The sequence below is a fragment of the Sulfurospirillum arsenophilum NBRC 109478 genome (genome assembly GCF_000813345.1).
Taxonomy (GTDB): domain Bacteria; phylum Campylobacterota; class Campylobacteria; order Campylobacterales; family Sulfurospirillaceae; genus Sulfurospirillum; species Sulfurospirillum arsenophilum.
Window position 1 is genome coordinate 286,217 of the sequence record NZ_BBQF01000003.1, and the last position, 19,442, is coordinate 305,658.

At 40.6% G+C, this 19,442-nt stretch carries 17 protein-coding genes and 1 tRNA gene; 11 read left to right on the forward strand and 7 right to left on the reverse strand.

Annotation, left to right across the window (positions count from 1 at the left end; translation table 11 throughout):
* Positions 1-20: 20 nt before the first annotated feature.
* From SAR02S_RS09095 to SAR02S_RS09140, 10 genes are read left to right on the forward strand one after another with little or no spacing between them, the layout of a single operon-like run.
* Positions 21-692, forward strand: a complete 672-nt coding sequence (locus tag SAR02S_RS09095; protein ID WP_084218482.1) for a 4Fe-4S dicluster domain-containing protein — start codon at positions 21-23, stop codon at positions 690-692.
* A gap of 1 nt (position 693) precedes the next feature.
* Entirely contained in the window at positions 694-1,656 is a 963-nt protein-coding gene (gene nrfD / locus SAR02S_RS09100) for an NrfD/PsrC family molybdoenzyme membrane anchor subunit (RefSeq protein ID WP_041958986.1), read from the forward strand.
* Between the two features lie 30 nt (positions 1,657-1,686).
* Entirely contained in the window at positions 1,687-4,380 is a 2,694-nt protein-coding gene (gene ccsA / locus SAR02S_RS09105; RefSeq protein WP_041958988.1) for a cytochrome c biogenesis protein CcsA, read from the forward strand.
* A 21-nt stretch (positions 4,381-4,401) separates the two neighbouring features.
* Positions 4,402-5,235 (forward strand): SEL1-like repeat protein, encoded by an 834-nt coding sequence (locus SAR02S_RS09110; RefSeq protein WP_041958990.1) that lies wholly within the window; start codon positions 4,402-4,404, stop codon positions 5,233-5,235.
* A gap of 25 nt (positions 5,236-5,260) precedes the next feature.
* The gene (locus SAR02S_RS09115; RefSeq protein WP_041958992.1) at positions 5,261-6,115 is read left to right on the forward strand and encodes a nitrous oxide reductase accessory protein NosL; all 855 of its coding nucleotides are present in this window, start codon (positions 5,261-5,263) and stop codon (positions 6,113-6,115) included.
* Complete coding sequence (locus SAR02S_RS09120; RefSeq protein WP_041958994.1) at positions 6,112-6,300, forward strand: hypothetical protein; 189 nt, start codon at positions 6,112-6,114, stop codon at positions 6,298-6,300. Before SAR02S_RS09115 ends, SAR02S_RS09120 begins: the two co-directional genes overlap by 4 nt.
* Positions 6,290-7,402, forward strand: a complete 1,113-nt coding sequence (locus SAR02S_RS09125; protein WP_041958996.1) for an ABC transporter permease — start codon at positions 6,290-6,292, stop codon at positions 7,400-7,402. Before SAR02S_RS09120 ends, SAR02S_RS09125 begins: the two co-directional genes overlap by 11 nt.
* Positions 7,399-8,076 carry an ABC transporter ATP-binding protein gene (locus tag SAR02S_RS09130; RefSeq protein WP_041958998.1) on the forward strand — a complete coding sequence of 226 codons (678 nt, stop codon included), beginning with the start codon at positions 7,399-7,401 and terminating at the stop codon, positions 8,074-8,076. Before SAR02S_RS09125 ends, SAR02S_RS09130 begins: the two co-directional genes overlap by 4 nt.
* The gene (locus SAR02S_RS09135) at positions 8,073-9,026 is read left to right on the forward strand and encodes a hypothetical protein (protein ID WP_041958999.1); all 954 of its coding nucleotides are present in this window, start codon (positions 8,073-8,075) and stop codon (positions 9,024-9,026) included. The genes SAR02S_RS09130 and SAR02S_RS09135 overlap by 4 nt, the downstream gene beginning before the upstream one ends.
* Entirely contained in the window at positions 9,023-9,532 is a 510-nt protein-coding gene (locus SAR02S_RS09140) for a hypothetical protein (protein ID WP_041959002.1), read from the forward strand. Before SAR02S_RS09135 ends, SAR02S_RS09140 begins: the two co-directional genes overlap by 4 nt.
* Positions 9,533-9,890: 358 nt before the next feature.
* On the opposite strand, the gene SAR02S_RS13445 is transcribed toward SAR02S_RS09140, so the two are convergent.
* Positions 9,891-9,989: transfer RNA gene (locus tag SAR02S_RS13445), tRNA-Sec, on the reverse strand.
* 94 nt (positions 9,990-10,083) lie between these two features.
* Between SAR02S_RS13445 and SAR02S_RS09150 the strand changes: the two genes are divergently transcribed.
* On the forward strand, positions 10,084-10,707 hold the full coding sequence (locus SAR02S_RS09150) for a lytic transglycosylase domain-containing protein (RefSeq protein WP_041959006.1): 624 nt from the start codon (positions 10,084-10,086) through the stop codon (positions 10,705-10,707).
* 2 nt (positions 10,708-10,709) lie between these two features.
* On the opposite strand, the gene SAR02S_RS09155 is transcribed toward SAR02S_RS09150, so the two are convergent.
* The 6 genes from SAR02S_RS09155 to aspA (SAR02S_RS09180) form a co-directional block, all read right to left on the reverse strand.
* Positions 10,710-11,357 carry a response regulator transcription factor gene (locus tag SAR02S_RS09155; protein ID WP_041959008.1) on the reverse strand — a complete coding sequence of 216 codons (648 nt, stop codon included), beginning with the start codon at positions 11,355-11,357 and terminating at the stop codon, positions 10,710-10,712.
* Positions 11,354-13,204 (reverse strand): sensor histidine kinase, encoded by a 1,851-nt coding sequence (locus tag SAR02S_RS09160; RefSeq protein WP_041959010.1) that lies wholly within the window; start codon positions 13,202-13,204, stop codon positions 11,354-11,356. The genes SAR02S_RS09155 and SAR02S_RS09160 overlap by 4 nt, the downstream gene beginning before the upstream one ends.
* 83 nt (positions 13,205-13,287) lie before the next feature.
* A complete protein-coding gene (locus tag SAR02S_RS09165; RefSeq protein ID WP_041959013.1) occupies positions 13,288-14,340 on the reverse strand; it encodes a type II asparaginase in 1,053 nt (350 codons plus the stop codon).
* Between the two features lie 214 nt (positions 14,341-14,554).
* Positions 14,555-15,856 (reverse strand): anaerobic C4-dicarboxylate transporter, encoded by a 1,302-nt coding sequence (locus tag SAR02S_RS09170; protein WP_041959015.1) that lies wholly within the window; start codon positions 15,854-15,856, stop codon positions 14,555-14,557.
* Positions 15,857-16,149: 293 nt separating this feature from the next.
* Positions 16,150-17,556: an aspartate ammonia-lyase gene (gene aspA / locus SAR02S_RS09175; protein WP_041959017.1), complete on the reverse strand. Its 1,407-nt coding sequence runs from the start codon at positions 17,554-17,556 to the stop codon at positions 16,150-16,152.
* Between the two features lie 171 nt (positions 17,557-17,727).
* Positions 17,728-19,158: an aspartate ammonia-lyase gene (aspA, locus tag SAR02S_RS09180; RefSeq protein WP_041959019.1), complete on the reverse strand. Its 1,431-nt coding sequence runs from the start codon at positions 19,156-19,158 to the stop codon at positions 17,728-17,730.
* Between the last annotated feature and the right edge of the window lie 284 nt (positions 19,159-19,442).

Sequence of the window (19,442 nt, forward strand, 5' to 3'; positions counted from 1 at the left end):
TACACGAATTGGAGGAGAAGATGGAAAATGACGGGAAAAGAAGAGCTTTTCTAAAAGTTTTAGGTCTTGGTTCTGTAAGCTTGGGCACTGCGGGTTACAGTGTTGCATTGGGAACAGGAAAAGCGGAGAAAAAACCGCACTATGGGATGATTTTCGATCAAAACAAATGTGTTGGATGTACCGATTGTGAAGTAGCGTGTCGAAAAGTCAATGAAGTGCCAGAAGGTCAAGTACGCCTTTATGTTGAGAACAAAACCGATCCATCAACGCCGATGGATAAGAAGTATGTGCGTGTTTCGTGCCAGCAGTGTGAAGATGCACCGTGTGTTGCGGTATGTCCGAGCAAAGCGTGTCATAGAGATGTTAAAACGGGTATTGTTACCATGAATCCTGATGATTGTATCGCTTGTAAGTACTGCATCGTCGCCTGTCCGTACGATGTTCGTTTTATCAATCACAAAACCAAAGCGGCTGAGAATTGTAACTTTTGTCTGAATACCAATTTAGCCAAAGGTAAAGAGCCAGCATGCGTAGAGTCGTGTAAATACAAAGCGCTCGTTTTTGGTGATTTGAACGATGAAAACGCTTATATCAATCAGATCTTACATGTAAAAGATCATGTGCGTATGAAACCAACGTATGGAACGAAGCCGAGTCTGCGCTACATACCTGTTGTCAAGGTGGGGGTGTGATATGAATGGTGCCATTAATTATACATACGGGTTTTCACATGGCGTTGAGTGGGGCTGGCCAATCGCGGTTTATCTTCTGCTCGCAGGCATTTCAGGCGGTGCGCTGATTGTCGCTTTGTTGGTACGTTTTTATAAAAAACAACAGGTGGATACGCCTCTTTTGAAGGCTGCCTCTTTGGTTTCGTTTGTCACCATTGCATTGGGTATGGTCTTTTTGGTGGGTGATTTGGAAAAACCACTCTATTTTTGGAAAATTCTCATCCATTATAACTTCACTTCGGTTATGTCGATCGGTGTTATGGCAATTTCGATCTATATTCCATTGTCACTTATTATGTGTTTTTACCTATTTGAAAAAGAGATCTCTGTCGTGTTGGCAAAAAAGAGTCAACTGTTGGGCTATTTTGAGATGGTCATGGTGCTTTTGAAAAAAATCCGCCCGATGATCGAAGTGCTAAGCGTTGTATTTGCCGTGGTTATTTGTGCTTATACTGGCTTTTTGATCTCTGTTTTGGTGCGTTTTCCGATTTTAAATACTGCCATTTTACCTGCTCTTTTTGTCGTCTCAGGACTTTCAGCAGGAACAGCGTCTGCGAGCATGGTGGCTTCGTATCTGTTTAAAGAAGATACCCATTCATCTGATCTAAAAACCTTGCATGTCATCGAATGGCCAATTATGGCAGTTGAGATTATGCTCATTGCGATGTTGTTTGTCTCACTTTTAGTCGGTAATGAGTTTCAACAAACCACTACCGTTGCATTTCAAAGTGGTGTTTATGCGAACCTTTTTTGGTTTGGTGTGATGGGTGTTGGTTTTGGGCTTCCTTTGGTGCTTAATTTTGCATTGGGGAAACATGTGGCGCATTCTCACATGGCTTTTTACCTCTCTGGAATGGCGAGTGTTTTAGGCGTGTTATGCCTTAGAATGTTCATTATTTACGCAGGGCAAACGTTTAGTATTTAAGACATTTAGATTTGATTTTAAAGGTTTAACATGAAGTACCTATCCCTTTTAGGAAAGCATTTTTTTTCGTATCCGTTTATCCTCTTCATGTTGTTTGTTTTGGGTTTGGGTGCAGGTGTGGCGACATTTATCGAGAGTGCTTATGACACGCAGAGCGCTAAAGTGTTGATATACGATGCTATCTGGTACGAAGGGGTGATGCTTCTGCTCACCCTCTCTTTGATCGGCATTGTTTACAAAAATAAGATGTGGAAAAAGTTTGGTGCTTTTGTTCTTCACTTAGCTTTTGTAGCGATTCTTATCGGCGCAGCGCTTACGCGTTACTTTGGATATGAGGGAGTGATTCACATCAGGGAAGGGTTAAGCGAAAATGAGATGCTCAGTGTTCAGCCTTATTTTCAAATTAGAACCGAAAAAGAGCTGTTTGAATACCCACTTGCGTTAGCACAACTTGGCAATAACGCCTTTTCGTATAGCGAAATGATCGATGGAAAACTCTTACATGTAAACTACAAAAGCTTTCGCGCAGGCTCCAAAGGCGAGCTAAGTTCATTGATGGTGGAAGCAACCTACGATACTAAAATAAAAACGGTTAAAATAGAAGGTGGTGCTGGCTGGATTGAGCCACCAACTTTGCTTCGTTTTGATGATGTTGAAATAGCCCTCTCATGGGGTTCAAAAGTGGTTGAATTGCCATTTTCGTTTAAACTGCTTCGTTTTGAATTAGAACGCTACCCCGGCTCTAAAAGTCCTTCTTCGTACGCCAGTGAGATCGAAGTTCTTGACAAGGCTGAAGAGCGAGCCTTGCCATACCGCATTTTTATGAACCACCCTTTGCATTATAAAGGGTACACCTTTTTTCAATCTTCCTATGATACAGACGAGAAAGGAACGATTTTGGAAGTGAACAAAGATCCTGGCAAATGGCCAACTTATTTTGGGTATTTTCTACTGTGTGTTGGCTTTGTGGGCAACTTTTTTACCAAAGGAAGCAGGTTTTTAAAACTTCGAGCCTTTTTGCAAAAAAGCGCTTTAGCACTTATTTTACCATTAATGTTTAGTACAACCTTACCGTTAAAAGCGGACACGCCAGACTCACTTGAGTTGTTTCGTAAGAACTCTTATGAGCATGCCAATGGTGCATTTAGTGCTTTATTGGTGCAAGATTATGCTGGGCGTATCAAGCCTATTAGTACCGAAGCCGTTGAAATTGTTCATAAAATAGCTGGAAAAAGTTCCCTATTTGGTCTGACTCCTGAGCAAATGATCTTGGGTATGAGCTCCAATGCTGCGCTTTGGCAGGAACTTCCTATCATTAAACTCTCCAACGCGAGCATTAAAAAAGTGTTAGGTTTAGCACCTGAAACCGAGTATGTGAGTTTCGCTTCCATGTTCGATAACGAGGGCTACTACAAACTGGCAAAACAAGTCAGTGCCGCCAATCAAAAAGCTGGGTCCAAACGCGATACCTTTGATAATGATGTGATTAAATTCGATGAAAAACTCAACATCGCGTACCTCACGCTCAAAGGAGTCTTTTTTAAATTTATTCCGATTCCAAACGATGCAACGCACACGTGGATCACTCCCAACGATGCATTTAACCATCCAATGGTGAGTCGTGAAGTTAAAAGTACACTCAACGAATACTTTGTAGCGCTTCAAGAGGGTGTTTCAAACAACCACTGGGAAAACGCCAACAAAGCACTTTCCGACCTTAAAGAGAATCAACGCATCCTAAGCGCTGAGATCATGCCAAGCGAGACACGCGTGCGGGCTGAAGTGCTTTACAATCACATGGGGTTGTTTCAAAAACTCGTTGGATTTTACTTCTTACTTGGGTTTGGTGCATTCGTTCTCGCGGTCTTTTCCATCTTTACATGTAAACGCTACCTAAGCCTTGAAAAAGGTGTTTTGTCTCTTTTTATCGCAGGGTTTATCGTACACAGTTTTGGATTAGCCCTTAGGTGGTACATCTCAGGGCATGCGCCTTGGAGTGATTCGTACGAGTCAATGGTTTACATTGGTTGGTCTGCTGGTTTTGCGGGTATTATGGTCTTTCGCAAATCCATTCTCTCTTTAGCCGCCGCAGCCATTCTTGCTGCCATTGTGATGTTGGTGGCACACATGAGTTTTGTTAATCCACAGATTACCAATCTCGTTCCTGTCTTAAAATCGTACTGGCTGAGTATTCATGTTTCGGTTATTACGGCAAGTTACGGCTTTTTGGGTATGGGTGCACTGCTTGGTCTTATGGCGTTGGTGCTGATGATGCTGAAAAATAAAAAGAACGCTACACTCATGAATGACCAAATCAGGCATTTGGTCGCGATCAACGAAATAAGCCTTATTATCGGGCTGTGTATGCTCACCATTGGTAACTTTTTTGGAGGCATCTGGGCGAATGAGTCGTGGGGACGTTACTGGGGTTGGGACCCTAAAGAGACATGGTCGTTTGTCTCCATCATCGTTTATGCACTCATCTTACACCTTCGGTTTATCCCTAAATTAAACTCGGTGTACGTCTTCTCAATCGCCTCACTTTTAGGGTACAGCTCGATTATGATGACCTATTTTGGGGTCAATTTTTATCTCACAGGCATGCACTCATACGCCGCAACAGGGGAAAGTCCTGCTGTTCCTAGCTTTGTCTATTACACACTTGTGTGCGTGTTTGGTCTGTGTGCCTTAGCGTACAAGGGAAGAGATGTTAAAACGATTTAGTCTTATTAAAAAGGAAAAACAATGAAAAAAGAACTCCTCATTTTAATAGCCTGTGCGGTTATGGCACAGGCTGGTTTTATCAAAGAGGGCATGGATGCCAAAGAGAGTGGTGATCATCAGAAATTGGTTGAGATTTACGACAAAGCGTGCAATGAAGGCAAAGCTTCTGGATGTTATAACTTGGGTGTGCTTTATGCAGAGGGCACGGGTAACGTTGCTAAAGATCTCGCTAAATCGGTCAAATTGTACGAGAAAGCATGCAGTGCTGATTTTGCCTCAGCTTGCCATAATTTGGGTCTTTTGTACGCAGGGGGCACTGAGGTAAAACAAGATTTTGCCAAAGCGAAAGAGTTTTACGAAAAATCTTGCTCGCAAGATGAAGGGTGTACCAACCTAGGGCTTTTGTATGCTAATGGCGCAGGCGTGACGCAAGACTACACCAAAGCGGCAGAGTTTTATAAAAAAGCGTGTAAAAATGAGGACTTAATGGGCTGTAATAATCTAGGGTATCTTCATGCTGAGGGACGTGGGATTGCTCAAGATTATAAAAAAGCGAGTGAATACTACCAAAAAGCGTGCGATGGCGATCTTGCCATTGGCTGTGACAATCTAGGGTTTTTATATGCCGTCGGCAAAGGGGTTGCGCAGGATTATAAAAAATCAAGCCAATTTTACGACAAAGCGTGCAAAAGTGGGTTTGAAAAGAGTTGCAACAACCTTGGCATTTTATACGCAGAGGGAAAAGGTGTTGGTGCTGACAACACCAAAGCCAAAGAGCTTTTCAAAAGCAGTTGCGATAAAGGGTTGAAAGAGGGTTGTGAAAACGTCTCGCTTTTAGAGACAATTACCAAATAAAGTGTTACATGTAAAAGGATAAAGAATGTTTTTACGAGCACTTTTTATAATAGTGAGTTTATGGAATTTCTCTAGTGCCGAAATGTTCCAAAGCGTTCCAGAAGCCAATGCCACACTGATACAATCAGGTAAAGAGAAGTACGCATGCCCTAATTGTGGGATGCACTTGGTGAAGTTTTACAAAACGAGTCACACGCATGAAAACCATCAGTACTGCTCCATTCATTGCCTTTATGAAGGAACACAGGGTGTGATTCCTGAGGGTGCCAAAGTGGTTGATACGATCACACTCGAGCTGATTGATGTCAAAAAAGCATTCTATGTCGTTGGAAGTAAGGTTCGAGGTACGATGTCGCGTACCAGTAGTTATGCGTTTGGAACAGAAAAAGATGCACTTGTTTTCGTCTCTGATAATGGTGGCAAAGTGATGAATTTTGAAGCGGCGTATGCGGTTGCGGCGGAGGATTTCCCTAAAGATTTTGTCAAACCTAGCTTAAGTGCACCTTCTGCTAAAATCGAAGTGCCAAAAGACGCAAAATGTCCGGTGTGCGGTATGTTCGTCGCCAAATACCCGCAATGGGTTGCGATGGTGGATGGGGAGAAAAAGTTCTATTTTGATGGTGTCAAAGATATGATGAAGTACTCTTTTTCTCAAAAAATCAGTGCGGAGAAGCTCTTTGTGAGTGATTATTACAAACTTTCAAAACTGCCAGCGCAAAAAGCTTTTTATGTTCTAGGTGCGAATGTGTATGGGCCGATGGGCAGTGAGCTTATTCCGTTTGCAACGCAAGAAGAGGCTCAAAATTTTACACGCGATCATAATGGGCAAAAAGTGCTTGCTTTTGATGAAATCACCGAAGCGATGGTCAAAAACCTATGAAATTTTTAGCCTTGCTTGCCGCCTCATTTTCCGTTCTTTATCTTGTGTTGGTGGTGCATGCGCTGAGTTTTTCCAGTCAAAAAAAAGCTGAAGAGATCGACGCTCTTTCTTTACATGTAAAAGATGTCAAGCCCTCTTTGAGCTTTTCTTCCAACGCATATCAAAGGTTCGTCTATGCTCCATAAAAACTTTGTCGAGTATGCGATTTTACTGCTCTTTAAAGATCGAAACGACCATCTTTTTAGCTTTCTTATTTTCTCGTTTATCGTCTTCATTTTAAGTTCGGTTCTTTTTATCTCCGACTCATTGCAGTACGATTTGATTCAAAGTATTAAAGCTCAGCCCTCTATTGTCGTTGAAAATACCAGAGCCGGACGAGCCTATCAGATGCACGAAGGGTATGTGTACGACATCTCCAAAATTACGGGTGTGAGCGGTGTGGAAGGCGTGGTCGATGGGTACCATCACTTTGCGCAAAAACGTCTTTGGTTTCACATCATCGGTGATCCAAGCTTGACAAAAGATGAGATGCTCATAGGTCAGGGTGTGCAAAAAGCGATGGCGGAGCTTTACTATAATGATGAGTTTCACTTCCTCACTGAAGAGCGCATGATCAATGTTAAAATTAACAAAATCGCTCCCAAGGGGACGAACATTATCTCCAACGATGCGATCTATCTTAACCCCAACACCGCGCGTGCCGTTTTAGGCATGGAGATGGATGAGTACTCAAAGCTCTATGTTTCTGTGCCAAATCCTAACGAAGTGGGGCAGGTTACACTCAAAATCGTAGAGATTTACCCCAGTGCCAAAGCGACTTCCCAAGCCGATGCCATAGGAGCTGTACGCCATGTGTACTACTACAAAGGTGGCATTTTTATGATTCTTTACGTGATTGCATTGGTCTCGTTTTTTATTCTGCTTAAAAATCAGATCAGCTTGGTCTATGGCGAAAAGAAAAAAGAGATTGCAATTTTGCGAAGCCTTGGCTTTTGCATCAAAGATATCATTGCGCTTAAATTGATTCAAAACAGTGTGGTGTCGGTGAGTGCTTATCTCTTAGGTGTAGCATTCGCGTACATATACGTTTTTGTCTTCAATGCGCCGTATCTTCGCAACATTTTCTTAGGCAATGAGCTTGAAAATAGCATCTGCCTTACTCCAGTGGTAGATCTCAATCTGCTCTTTTTGATCTTCCTTTTTGGCGTCATTCCGTTCTTAGCGTTTGTCATTTTACCCGCGTGGAAGATCGCGATCAGCGACATGAGCGAGGCGGTGAAATCATGAGTAAAATAGTCATTCAAAATCTGAACAAGCTTTACAATTCGGGTAAACCCAACGCTTTTTACGCGCTTAAAAATATCAATTTAAGTGTCGAAGATGGTGAAATCGTAATCTTAAAAGGGGTGAGTGGCAGTGGTAAAAGTACACTTCTTTCACTCATCGGAGGGCTGAGTAAACCCAGTTCGGGCGAGATTTTGGTCAATGCGCAAAATATTGCCAAACTGCCCGATATCATGAGCTCTTCTTTTCGTCACACAGAGATAGGCTTCATCTTTCAGTCGTTCAATCTTCTAGAAGGGCTCAGTGTCTATCAAAACATTTTAGCGCCCTTGGCTTTGACGAAGCTAGGCAAAGAGGCGATCCACGAAAAAGTGAGTCTGGCGATGCAACTTGCCAACATTGAGCATAAGAAAGATCAAAACGTGGGCAGTTTAAGCGGTGGTGAGAGGCAACGTTGCGCGATTGCACGCTCTGTGGTTATGGAGCCCTCTATCATCTTAGCCGATGAGCCAACGGCAAATTTGGACAAAGAGAACGCTTTAATTTTCATCGAGATTTTGAAAAAATTTAAGCTACTGCATAAAACAGTCATCATTGCCACGCACGACACGCTGTTTGATGATCTAGCGTGCATTGACAGATGCGTACAGATGCGCGATGGTGAGCTTTTGCAATGAGTATCTTTTTATCCAATGAGATCATTGTTTTTTTACTGATTGAGCTAATTCTCATTGTGTTGATGGCGATTTCGCAGATGAACATCGTGAGTATTTTACGCCATTGGGATTTTGATGCGACCACACCCTTGCAGTATGCGCTGGAGAAAAAGAACTATCTGGTCAATACGATTCTCTATTTTACGCTTACATGTAAAGTGATTTTGTTCCTCTTTTTTATCCAATCGCTCAATTCCTTAGCGGGCATCGTACCAGGTGCCATGTGTTCGGCGGGCGTTGTGGGTGCAAATCATTATGGCAATGCACTGTTGCTGTTAAAATTACTGCTGATTTTTGGATTTGGACTCTGGCTAATTGTCAATAAACTCGACCTTGCTTCCATCACCTTTCCCTATTTAAAACGCAAATACCTTCTTTTTACCTTGCTTTTTATCGGTGTTTTAGGCGAATTTGTACTCGAACTTCTCTACTTTTCCAACATTCCGCTCACCGTTCCAGTCTTTTGCTGTACGGTAGTATTTCAAGCACCAAAGCTTCCTTTTGGTTATACCCAAACACTTTTAGTCCTCTTCTTTTACATTCTCTTTGGTGCGATTTTACTTCTAAACTACCTCAAACAGACGATGGCAAGCTTTACATGTAATCTGCTTTTCTTGTTCATCGCTTACTATGCCATCACTTATTTTTTCGGGCTTTACGTCTACGAAATGCCCAACCACAAGTGTCCGTACTGCATGCTTCAAAAGGAGTATTATTACATCGGTTACTTCATTTGGGGTTCGCTCTTTTTAGGCATCTTCTTTGGGATCATACCTTTTTTGATCGAGCGCATTACGCAAAAATCATACGTCTATCTGCTCAAATACTCTTCATTTTTCCTCACTATCACAGCGCTGATCTGTAGTTTTTACGTGGTACGTTATTACCTGATGACAGGAGTGTTTCTATGATAAAATCCTCCTTTGCCACCGCGTTGCTTTTAGGTGTTTTAGCCCTGCTGATTGTCACGATGGATATCAGCGAAACGCGTGTGTTGGTACGTCATGGCAATGTTCAAAAAGAGCCTTTGGAGATTGTTTTGGAAAAATACATCTGCAGTGAGAGTCGCGTGCCTATCGTTGATCTATTCAATTCCGCTCAAGCGATTTTACCCAATGGAGATACCTATTTTTTTAATGACATCGGCAATGTACTCTTATGGCTAGGACGTCAAAAAAACAGAGATGCGATCGTTGTGTGGGTCTACGCGCAAGATACCAATCGCTACGTTTTGGCGCAAAATGCGTGGTATTCACGTGTTGAGATTACTCCCATGGGGTACGGCTTTGGAGCTTATGAATACCACCTTTATGGAATATCTGATTACTACTTTAAAGAAGTACAACGCTTTGCTCTTCGTGGTGAAACCTTGTTACATCCGATGGTAAACTCACTTTTAACGAGTAATAAACTCTAATAAATAGCCTCGAATTTTAACACCATCTTTAAGAAAATTGCGTGATAAATAGGGTATTGTAATTATTTATTACACAGGAGTTTAGCCAATGAAAACATTTTACGGATACTGTTTAATCGCAGTGGGTTTCTTTTTCTATTCAATGGCATTTTTTTTGGTGGGTATGCACATCGATTTTTCTTTCACTGGGCTATGGAACGTCATAACCAATCCTGCTTTACTTGTTCAGATCATCATACAAAGCGTTTCTGTTCTGGGGTTAGGCATTCCTTTTCATTTATTGGGTCGTAGAATGGTGAGGCAAGCTCAGAAACGATATTAAAGGAATGATGATATTTGAGAGAAAAAAGAAAGAATTTGGCGAGAGGGTGTAGGAATCGAACCTACCAGCAGACGGTCAACCGCCCACCCAATCGGCTTTGAAGGCCGTGGTGCACACCAGAGTCACATACCCCCCGCAAAAGGAGAATTATTCTAACCAAGATATGCTTTATAGAGAATAAAGTTAGCTTCCTTTATAATGAGAACGAGTTCATTAAAGGAGGATTTACATGGTATTTCGTTTGGCTATGATGTTATTTTTTCCTCTTTTTATCTGGGCAGCACAGGCAAATCAAGGTGAAAATATTTGGGTGAAAGTAGGGCAAATTTATGGCATTGAGCCGCGCCTTTTGTACTCCATTGCCAAAGTAGAAAGTGATCTTGATCGTTACATCGTAGCCTTCACAGCGAGTAAAATGACCCCAAAACAAGCGCAAGATCTCAGTGTGTTTTTGAAGCAAAAAGGGATTGAGAGTAAACAGTACTCCCAAGTCATTGCGATCAAGAGTAAAAACAAGTATGAAGCCAGCCACGTAGTGCATTTTCTTTACACCAACAATTATCCGCGTTTTGACATGGGCATCATGCAGATTAACTCGATTCACAAGCCTCTTTTAGATAAAGCCAATATCTCGTTGTACGATCTTTTTGAGCCAAAGATCAATATTCAAGTCGGAGCTTACATCTTAGCGACCTGTTTTGCGAAGCATAAAAACAACAAAGATGCCATCAATGCTTACAATGGCAAGATCAATGATAACCCTTACTCCGCAAAAGTTTTTAAAGAGTTTCAAAAACTTTACAGTTCGTACCAAAAAGACAAAACAAAGCTTTACTATCGCGACCCTTCTTAAGACTAGAGTTCCCCTAAGCGATAACCTACTTCTTTAATCATCTCTATAGCGCCTTCAGGAAGCTTTTTACGCAAACGCTTAATCAATGCTCGCATATTTAAAACACTTGTTTCTTCGCCTTCCCAGACATACTCTTCGAGTTCGCTAAAGGTGATAACTCGGTGACGATCTTTGATAAAAAGGTCTAAAAACATTCCCTCTTTTTTAGCCAGTTTGATCTCTTCCATATTCGGATCAAACAAACGGTGGTTGACATAGTCATAGGTATAGCCAATCCACAAAGCGATCGTAGAAGAAGGCTTATGGCAGAGTTTTTTCACTTTTTGTACCAATTCGTAGATGAAGAAAGGCTTTTTGAGGTAGTCATCACAGCCGATCTCATAAGAGGCTTGGATTTTTTCCAGATCATGGTTGGAGCTGATGATGATGGCAGGAATCTCTTTGTGGTAGATACGAATCGTCTCAAGGATAGAGAGTCCATCGATGGACGGGACATTAATATCTAAAATAAAGCAGTGGTAGCCATGATTAAGCGCATCGAGTGCTTTTTCACCATCCATAAACAGATCGACCTGATAGCCCTCTTTAATGAGGACACTTTTAATGACATTGGCTAAGCGTTCGTTATCTTCAAGAACCAATATTTTCATGTTATATTTCCTAGTGTGATAGTAAAACAAGCACCATCGTTGGCATTGTGCGCTTGAATTTTTCCGCCCATTTTATCTTCAATGATAAGTTTAGACATATAAAGACCAATGCCATGTCCATGCTCTTTGGTCGTAAAGTAGGCGTCAAAAATGTTAGGTATACATTCAATTGGAATGCCGCCTGCATTATCATGAATCTCTATAATAACATTTTTTGCATGATTGTAAATAAGAATATTGATCAAGCCACGTTTAATCTGTTTTGCATCTCTCGCTTCTTTAATTTGCTCTTTGGCATTGTTGACAATGTTCAGCAGCGTTTGCATAAATTCATTTTTATAGCCACTCACCATCAGATTGGTTGCATGGCTGACATCAATTTTCACATCAATATAGTTGTATTTGATGTTATGGTTGATGATTTTCATCATCGTCTCAATCGCATCACTTACATCAAAAACCGTTTTAGTCGTAGAAGGCATAATAAACTTTTGAAAGTCATTGATGGTGTCGGTCATATACTGTACTTGTACCATAATATCATGTACATATTGGTTGTTTTGCTCATTCTCGACATTCTCAAAGCTATAAAAATGCTCTTGCGTAATGGTGGCGATCTCAACCAGTGGGTTTTTCCATTGGTGTGCGATGGATGAGAAAATTTCACCAATTTCAGCGAGTTTAGATTGTTGAATGATGAACTGCTGATGTTTGTTTTTTTGAAGCTCAATCGCTTTGAGTTCTTTTTCGCTGCGTATACGCATATAGATATTGTGGATAAGCCCTAAAATAAGAAAGAGTAAAAAAGGAGAGATCAAAAAAACAGCATCAATGAATTTTCGGTGCTTATCAAAAAAAGTAAGAGGGGCATTGACGAGTTCAAACTCTTTGACACTCGCGTTGGGGTAGACCTCAAACTGCTTAATTTTTTGGACATCGAATTGGTAGTGATACTCTATAAATGTCTCTACATGTAAAGGTGGAATTTTTTTATCCAGTACATCAATGACCATATTTCCCGTTTTAACGCCTACTTCTTGAATGGGAATCAGTTTACCACCAATGCCTCCTTTACCGATGAAAAGCGTATCGGTAATAAAAACAGGCAAAGCGCTTTTTTGAATCATGGAAGCGATTTGACTGTTTTTATAAAGATTGCCATATTTATCATTGTAAAAACGGATAAAAAAGACTGCCTCATCTTTATTTGGCTTGGAAAAGAGTTCATCTAGTTCTTCAAGCGTGGAAGAGCGGATATATTCGATTTCAAATTTATCGTTGTGTTCTTGCATCGCTTCTCGAATAAAAGGCTCACTGTCATCACCATTGGCACTGGCATCATTGACGATGTAGAGTTTTTTAAGATTTGGCATCATATGTGAGATCATGGGAATTGTTTCAGGAATAGCACGTTTTTCTAAAATGCCATAAATACGGTCATCTAACCCCTCTTTTTGTACATCTTCAGGGTTAAATTGCTCCAGTCCTGTAAATAAAATAGTCTCATCGGTAAAAAGTTCATGGTAATATTTGATGAGAAAATCATAGGCAAATTTATCAACAGCAACGATAAGATCGTATTTTTGATTTTTGAGTTGGAGTTTATAAAGCTCTCTTAGTTTTGCGTAGTACTCTTCAGAACTCACGCGTTTGGAGTCCATGTACAGAATATTCGTTGTAATTTCTGGATGATTGTAAAAGACCTCTTCCATACCAGCAAGGACGTCATCGCTCCATTGGAAGCCTTTATGATAGGAGTTGATGATGAGGATTTTTTTATCGTGGGCAAAGAGAGAGGATTGACTCAGTAAAAGAAGAACAGAAAAAAATAGTATGAATTTTTTCATTGGTAAGTGTTCTCTTTTTTATAGATATTATAGCATACATGTAAAGTTCTCCATCTCCCCGCCAAGAGAGATGGAGTGACTTCTTAATACTCTAAGAACATCTTTTGAAGTGCTTTTTTATCGTTGGTTTTAGTAAGTCCTAACATTAAAAGTACTCTCGCTTTTTGTGCATTGAGGCTATCAACCGCGATAAAGCCAAATTTAGCATCATCAACTTCGCCTTCAAGCGTTGTGCTACCTGTTGGTACACGACTACTTCTAGCAACGACAACACCTTTTTTAACCGCTTCGCCAAGACCCGCTTCAGTTGCTGGGAATGGATTTCCATTACCCATACCCGCATGGATAATACCTTTAGCACCACCAGCAACAGCAGCTTTGACTAAGCTGTCTGTATCTTCTGGGTGAGCAAAAAGAATGTCAACACGTGGAAGGTCTTCGAGTTTGCTAACGTCAAATTCAGAGTTAACAGTGTGTTTACGTGTTGGTTGCATTAAGTACTTAACATCACCATAGTAAACAGTACCGATTTTACCTGCATTTGGAGAAGCAAATGCATTGACAGAGCTTGTATTCACTTTAGTAACTTCTCTAGCACTGTGGATTTCGTCATTCATAACAACCACAACACCTTTTCCTACTGTCTCTTTGCTTGTAACAACGTTAACGGCATTTAAAAGGTTCATAGGACCATCAGCACTCATAGATGTACCTGAACGCATAGCACCTACTAAAACAACAGGTTTTTTGCTTTTAACAGTTAAGTCTAAGAAGTAAGCAGTCTCTTCCATGGTGTCTGTACCATGAGTAATGACAACACCATCGATGTCTGATTGTGCTAGGAGTTCGTTGACTCTTTTAGCCAATTTCAACCATACTTTGTTGTTCATCTCTTGAGAACCAATGCTAGAGATTTGCTCACCTTTAACCGTTGCAATGTCATTGATTGCTGGAACGGCTGCAAGAAGTTTATCGACCGTAACGGCACCTGCTGAGTAAGAACTCTTAATCTCAGATGTGCCCGCACCTGCGATAGTACCACCAGTGGCTAAAATGGCAATAGTAGGCTTTGCCATCAAACAAGAAGAAGCACCAATCAGTGCCAACGCTACAATAGATTTGTTAAAAAAATTCATACAATACTCTCCTTATAAAAAAGTTGTTTGACATGTAAAACAAATCGGGTCTAAGAGACCCGAGCGAGAAAGCAAAATTATCTTATCTGCCTCAAAGAGGCAAGCTTTTCAAAGAAACATCGAGCATAGCTCTTGTTTTGTGCTGTAGTGGCTAACGTAGGCTTTGGAGCTTTACCCCAAAACCCGTTATCAAAAAAGACCTTGTAGGTCTTTTTTATAGGATCATACCACCGATAGCGAAAGCAAAAAGAACAGAAAGTGCAATGGCAATAACGCCAGGAATAACGAATGGGTGGTTAAAGACATATTTACCAATACGAGTTGAACCGGTATCGTCCATCTCAACGGCTGCAATCAATGTTGGGTATGTAGGAAGTACGAAAAGCGCACTTACCGCTGCAAACGAAGCGACAACAGTGAGTGGTGAAACACCAAGAAGTAAGGCACTTGGAATAAGCGCTTTAGCTGTTGCTGCTTGTGAATAAAGAAGTGTACTTGCACAGAAAAGTACAACAGCAAGTAACCATGGATAAACGTTAAGTAAATCACCTGCAAATGCTTTAATCTCTTTGATGTGATTTGCAACAAAAGTATCGCCCAACCATGCAACACCAAGAACACAAATACATGCACTCATACCTGATTTAAAGGTTGCAGAGTTAAGAACTTGCGCAGTCTCGATTTTTGTAAAGAAAGAGATAAATGTAGCAGCAGCAAACATGAAAAGCATGATGGCTTCATTTCTTGGAAGAACAGGATTTTTAATTACACCTACTTTATCACTAATCAGTGTTGCATAAATAACAACAGCAATAATAGAAATAAGGAAGATAGCAACGGAAAGTTTTGCACCTGGTTTGATTTCCAATTTAGCATTGCCTCTGGTTTTAATAAGCCCTTTAGCAAGTCTGTCTTGATAAATTTCATCATCTTTAAGATCTTTGCCCAAGAAGTTAGCTACCACAGCAGCACACATACATGCAAGGAAAGAAGAAGGAATAAGAATCGCTAGTAGCTCTAAATAACCAATACCTTGTTTCTCCATAACACCACTTAGAAAAACAACAGCAGCAGAAATAGGAGAAGCTGTAATAGCAACTTGTGAAGCAACAACCGCAATACTTAAAGGACGAGATGGGCGAATGCCTTGCTCTTTTGCCACTTCAGCAATAACAGGAAGTGTTGAAAATGCTGTATGACCCGTACCTGCAAAAAATGTCATAACATACGTTACGATAGGGGCAAGAATAGTGATTTGTTTAGGGTTTTTGCGCAAGATTTTCTCAGCGATACTGACCATATAGTCAAGTCCGCCAGCCACTTGCATAGCACCAATAGCTGCAATAACAGACATAATAATCAAAATAACATCGATAGGAATCGATCCTAATTTAAGCCCAAGACCAAGTGTTAAAACTAAAACACCCAATCCTCCCGCATATCCGATACCAATACTACCCAGTCTTGCACCAAAAAAGATGGCGGCAAGAACGACGATAACTTCTAACCATAACATGGAAACTCCTTTTAATATATCTTCATTAACTTCTTTCATCGCTTTATCAAAGCGATCAAAGCAATCAAAGCAATCAAAGCAATCAAAGCAATCAAAGCAATCAAAGCAATCAAAGCAATCAGGTGCCACAAGAAAGTAGTAGTGGTGTGAAAGGAAGTTGTCAGCCTTCCTTGTGGCACTGAAAAACTATTTTTTAGAGTTCGAGAAGAACCCTTAACGTAGGTTTCAAAGCTTTAAAAACTACGTTAACACACGGGCTTTTCACAGAGAAAAACCCGCATGACTCGGTACGTTTACTTTTTATCGTAAGTACGAGGCTTAATCATGTTTTCTGGTTTGATGATGTCATCAAGCTCAGCTTTAGCTAAAAGACCACGAGCTAGAACGATGTCATACACAGAACCACCAGTTTCTAGTGCTTCTTTTGCAACTGAAGTTGAGTTCTCATAACCAATAAATGGATTAAGAGCAGTGACAAGTCCAATGCTGTTAAGCACAAGTGCTTTACATCTCTCAGGATTTGCAGTGATACCATCGACACATGTCGTTGCCAAAGCCTCAAAAGCATTTTTCATCATGTTAACAGAGTTGAAAAGGTTAAAAGCGATAACAGGCTCAAATACATTAAGTTGTAATTGACCACCCTCACATGCCATAGTAACCGCAACGTCTGTACCGATAACTTGGAAACATACTTGGTTAACAACCTCAGGCATAACTGGGTTAACTTTACCTGGCATAATTGAACTACCTGGTTGCATTGCTGGAAGATTGATTTCGCCAAAACCTGTTCTTGGACCTGAGCTTAATAAACGAAGGTCATTACAAATTTTTGACATTTTGGTTGCTACACGTTTAAGAACACCAGAGATTTGTACATAAGCACCTGTATCTTGAGTTGCCTCAACAAGATCACCTGCTGTTACAAAAGGACGACCAGTAACTTCTTGAAGTTTTGCTTCGACTGTTTTTGAGTAGTCAGGATGTGCGTTGATACCTGTACCAATCGCTGTTGCACCAAGGTTCATCTCACGCATCAATTGTTGTGCTTCGATAACACGTTGAATGTCTTCACCGATCATAACAGCATACGTTCTGAATTCTTGTTCAAGTGTCATAGGCACAGCATCTTGAAGTTGAGTTCTACCCATTTTGATAATATCTTTAAACTCAAGTGCTTTTTTAGCAAATGAATTTTTGATAATGCTCATAGAAACGGTAAGCTCGCCTAGTTTTTCAAAAAGCGCTACACGAAGTGCTGTTGGGTAAGCATCGTTTGTAGATTGTGAAAGGTTAACATCGTTATTTGGGTGAAGGAATTTGTATTCACCTTTTTTGTGACCCATTTTTTCAAGTCCGATGTTAGCGATAACTTCGTTCGCATTCATGTTCGTTGATGTACCAGCTCCGCCTTGGAACATGTCGACAACAAATTGATCATGGTATTGACCACCAATGATCTCGTCACATGCTTCACAGATAACATTTTTTTTGTTTTCAGCTAAAAGGCCAAGTTCATAGTTTGCTAAAGCAGCCGCTTTTTTAACTTTTGCTAGGGAAGTAATAAACGTTGGGAATTTTGCAAGTGTAATTCCAGTAATGTGGAAGTTTTCAGCCGCACGTGCTGTTTGAACGCCATAATAACATTCGTTAGATATTTCTTTATCACCGATTAGATCGTGTTCCATTCTAGTTGACATTTTGTCTCCTTAAGATTTAAAGGTGATGGAAGTTTAAACCTCTAAAGAGACTTGAAAATGACTTTTTGAAAAAGAATTTAAAAAAAGATTGAAATATTTGAATTAATTTGAAGATATAACTTTTAAGTGATACAAAGCGTTACATGTAAAGAGGGCGAAGCGCCCTCAAACTTAAATTTTATTAAACTTACTTTTTTCAGAAAGCCCGAAATTATGGGGTTGGATCATATTTTCTGGCTTAATGATCTCATCGAGTTGTTCTTTATCCAGTAATCCTTTGGCTAAAACGATGTCATAGACTGATCCACCACTCTCTAACGCTTCTTTGGCAACAATGGTTGAGTTTTCATAACCAAGATAAGGATTAAGAGCCGTAACGAGACCAATACTGTTTAACACCAAGGCTTTACATCGCTCTTTGTTTGCCGTGATGCCATCGACACAAGTATATGCCAGTGCTTCAAAGGCATTTTTCATCATATTAATGGAATTAAAAAGATTGTAGGCGATGAGGGGTTCAAAGACATTGAGTTGCAGTTGTCCTGCTTCGCATGCCATAGTAACCGCAATGTCGGTTCCTATGACTTGAAAACAGACTTGATTGACCACTTCGGGGATGACGGGATTGACTTTTCCCGGCATGATGGAGCTTCCTGGTTGCATGGCTGGAAGATTGATCTCTCCAAAGCCAGTTCTAGGACCAGAGCTAAGAAGGCGGAGATCGTTGCAGATTTTTGACATTTTGGTAGCTACTCGTTTAAGAACGCCTGAAATTTGTACATAAGCTCCAGTATCTTGCGTCGCTTCGATAAGATCGCCTGCAGTGATGAAAGGACGACCCGTCACCTCTTGCAGTTTGGCTTCTACGGTCTTAGCATAATCAGGATGCGCGTTAATGCCTGTTCCTATGGCCGTAGCTCCCATATTGATCTCGCGCACCAACTGTCTTGCTTCGTGTACTCTTTGTATGTCCTCACCGATCATCACCGCATAAGTGCGAAACTCTTGCTCTAGCGTCATAGGGACTGCGTCTTGCAGTTGCGTCCTTCCCATCTTGATGACATCTTTAAACTCACTCGCTTTTTTGGCAAACGAGTTTTTGATGATCGCCATCGACTCGCCTAGTTCTCCCAGTTTTTCATAGAGCGCTACGCGAAGGGCGGTTGGGTATGCATCATTGGTGGATTGTGAAAGATTGACATCATTGTTGGGATGCAGGTACTTGTATTCACCTTTTTGGTGTCCTAAAATCTCTAAACCAATATTGGCGATGACTTCGTTGGCGTTCATATTGGTCGAAGTTCCAGCCCCTCCTTGGATCATATCCACTACAAACTGGTTGTGGAATTTCCCCGCAATGATGGCATCACATGCCTCAACAATGGCATTTTTCTTGTTCTCTGCTAAAAGTTCTAACTCAAAATTCGCCAAAGCGGCTGCTTTTTTAACTTTAGCAATGGATTCAAGAAAGGTAGGAAAACTTCCAAGCGTTACACCTGTGATGTGAAAATTCTCTACAGCACGCGCCGTTTGAACACCATAATAACACTCGTTGGAGATCTCTTTATCGCCGATTAGATCATGTTCGATTCTGGTTGACACGTATTTTCTCCTTGAGGTAAATCTCATTTTATGGATACATTATAGCACCAAGGGATTGCAAAATATTTACATGTAAAGATTACTTTTTAAACTATAACTCCATTTGAGCCGTAAATTTTTAAACGACGATACAATGGCGAAATGGAAGACGTTATTGTGAAATAAATTCGTAATAATTTCAGTTTTAGAGAGCATTAATGTTCTGCTTAAGGGTTCTTGTACAATAATATTGATAGAATTATTAGGTTTTTAATTTAATTAAAGTTAAAAAGCTGCAACCATAT

Coding starts and splice junctions, on each gene's coding strand:
- SAR02S_RS09095 (WP_084218482.1), top strand. CDS start 21: ATGGAAAATGACGGGAAAAGAAGAGCTTTTCTAAAAGTTTTAGGTCTT.
- nrfD (WP_041958986.1), top strand. CDS start 694: ATGAATGGTGCCATTAATTATACATACGGGTTTTCACATGGCGTTGAG.
- ccsA (WP_041958988.1), top strand. CDS start 1,687: ATGAAGTACCTATCCCTTTTAGGAAAGCATTTTTTTTCGTATCCGTTT.
- SAR02S_RS09110 (WP_041958990.1), top strand. CDS start 4,402: ATGAAAAAAGAACTCCTCATTTTAATAGCCTGTGCGGTTATGGCACAG.
- SAR02S_RS09115 (WP_041958992.1), top strand. CDS start 5,261: ATGTTTTTACGAGCACTTTTTATAATAGTGAGTTTATGGAATTTCTCT.
- SAR02S_RS09120 (WP_041958994.1), top strand. CDS start 6,112: ATGAAATTTTTAGCCTTGCTTGCCGCCTCATTTTCCGTTCTTTATCTT.
- SAR02S_RS09125 (WP_041958996.1), top strand. CDS start 6,290: ATGCTCCATAAAAACTTTGTCGAGTATGCGATTTTACTGCTCTTTAAA.
- SAR02S_RS09130 (WP_041958998.1), top strand. CDS start 7,399: ATGAGTAAAATAGTCATTCAAAATCTGAACAAGCTTTACAATTCGGGT.
- SAR02S_RS09135 (WP_041958999.1), top strand. CDS start 8,073: ATGAGTATCTTTTTATCCAATGAGATCATTGTTTTTTTACTGATTGAG.
- SAR02S_RS09140 (WP_041959002.1), top strand. CDS start 9,023: ATGATAAAATCCTCCTTTGCCACCGCGTTGCTTTTAGGTGTTTTAGCC.
- SAR02S_RS09150 (WP_041959006.1), top strand. CDS start 10,084: ATGGTATTTCGTTTGGCTATGATGTTATTTTTTCCTCTTTTTATCTGG.
- SAR02S_RS09155 (WP_041959008.1), bottom strand. CDS start 11,357: ATGAAAATATTGGTTCTTGAAGATAACGAACGCTTAGCCAATGTCATT.
- SAR02S_RS09160 (WP_041959010.1), bottom strand. CDS start 13,204: ATGAAAAAATTCATACTATTTTTTTCTGTTCTTCTTTTACTGAGTCAA.
- SAR02S_RS09165 (WP_041959013.1), bottom strand. CDS start 14,340: ATGAATTTTTTTAACAAATCTATTGTAGCGTTGGCACTGATTGGTGCT.
- SAR02S_RS09170 (WP_041959015.1), bottom strand. CDS start 15,856: ATGTTATGGTTAGAAGTTATCGTCGTTCTTGCCGCCATCTTTTTTGGT.
- aspA (WP_041959017.1), bottom strand. CDS start 17,556: ATGTCAACTAGAATGGAACACGATCTAATCGGTGATAAAGAAATATCT.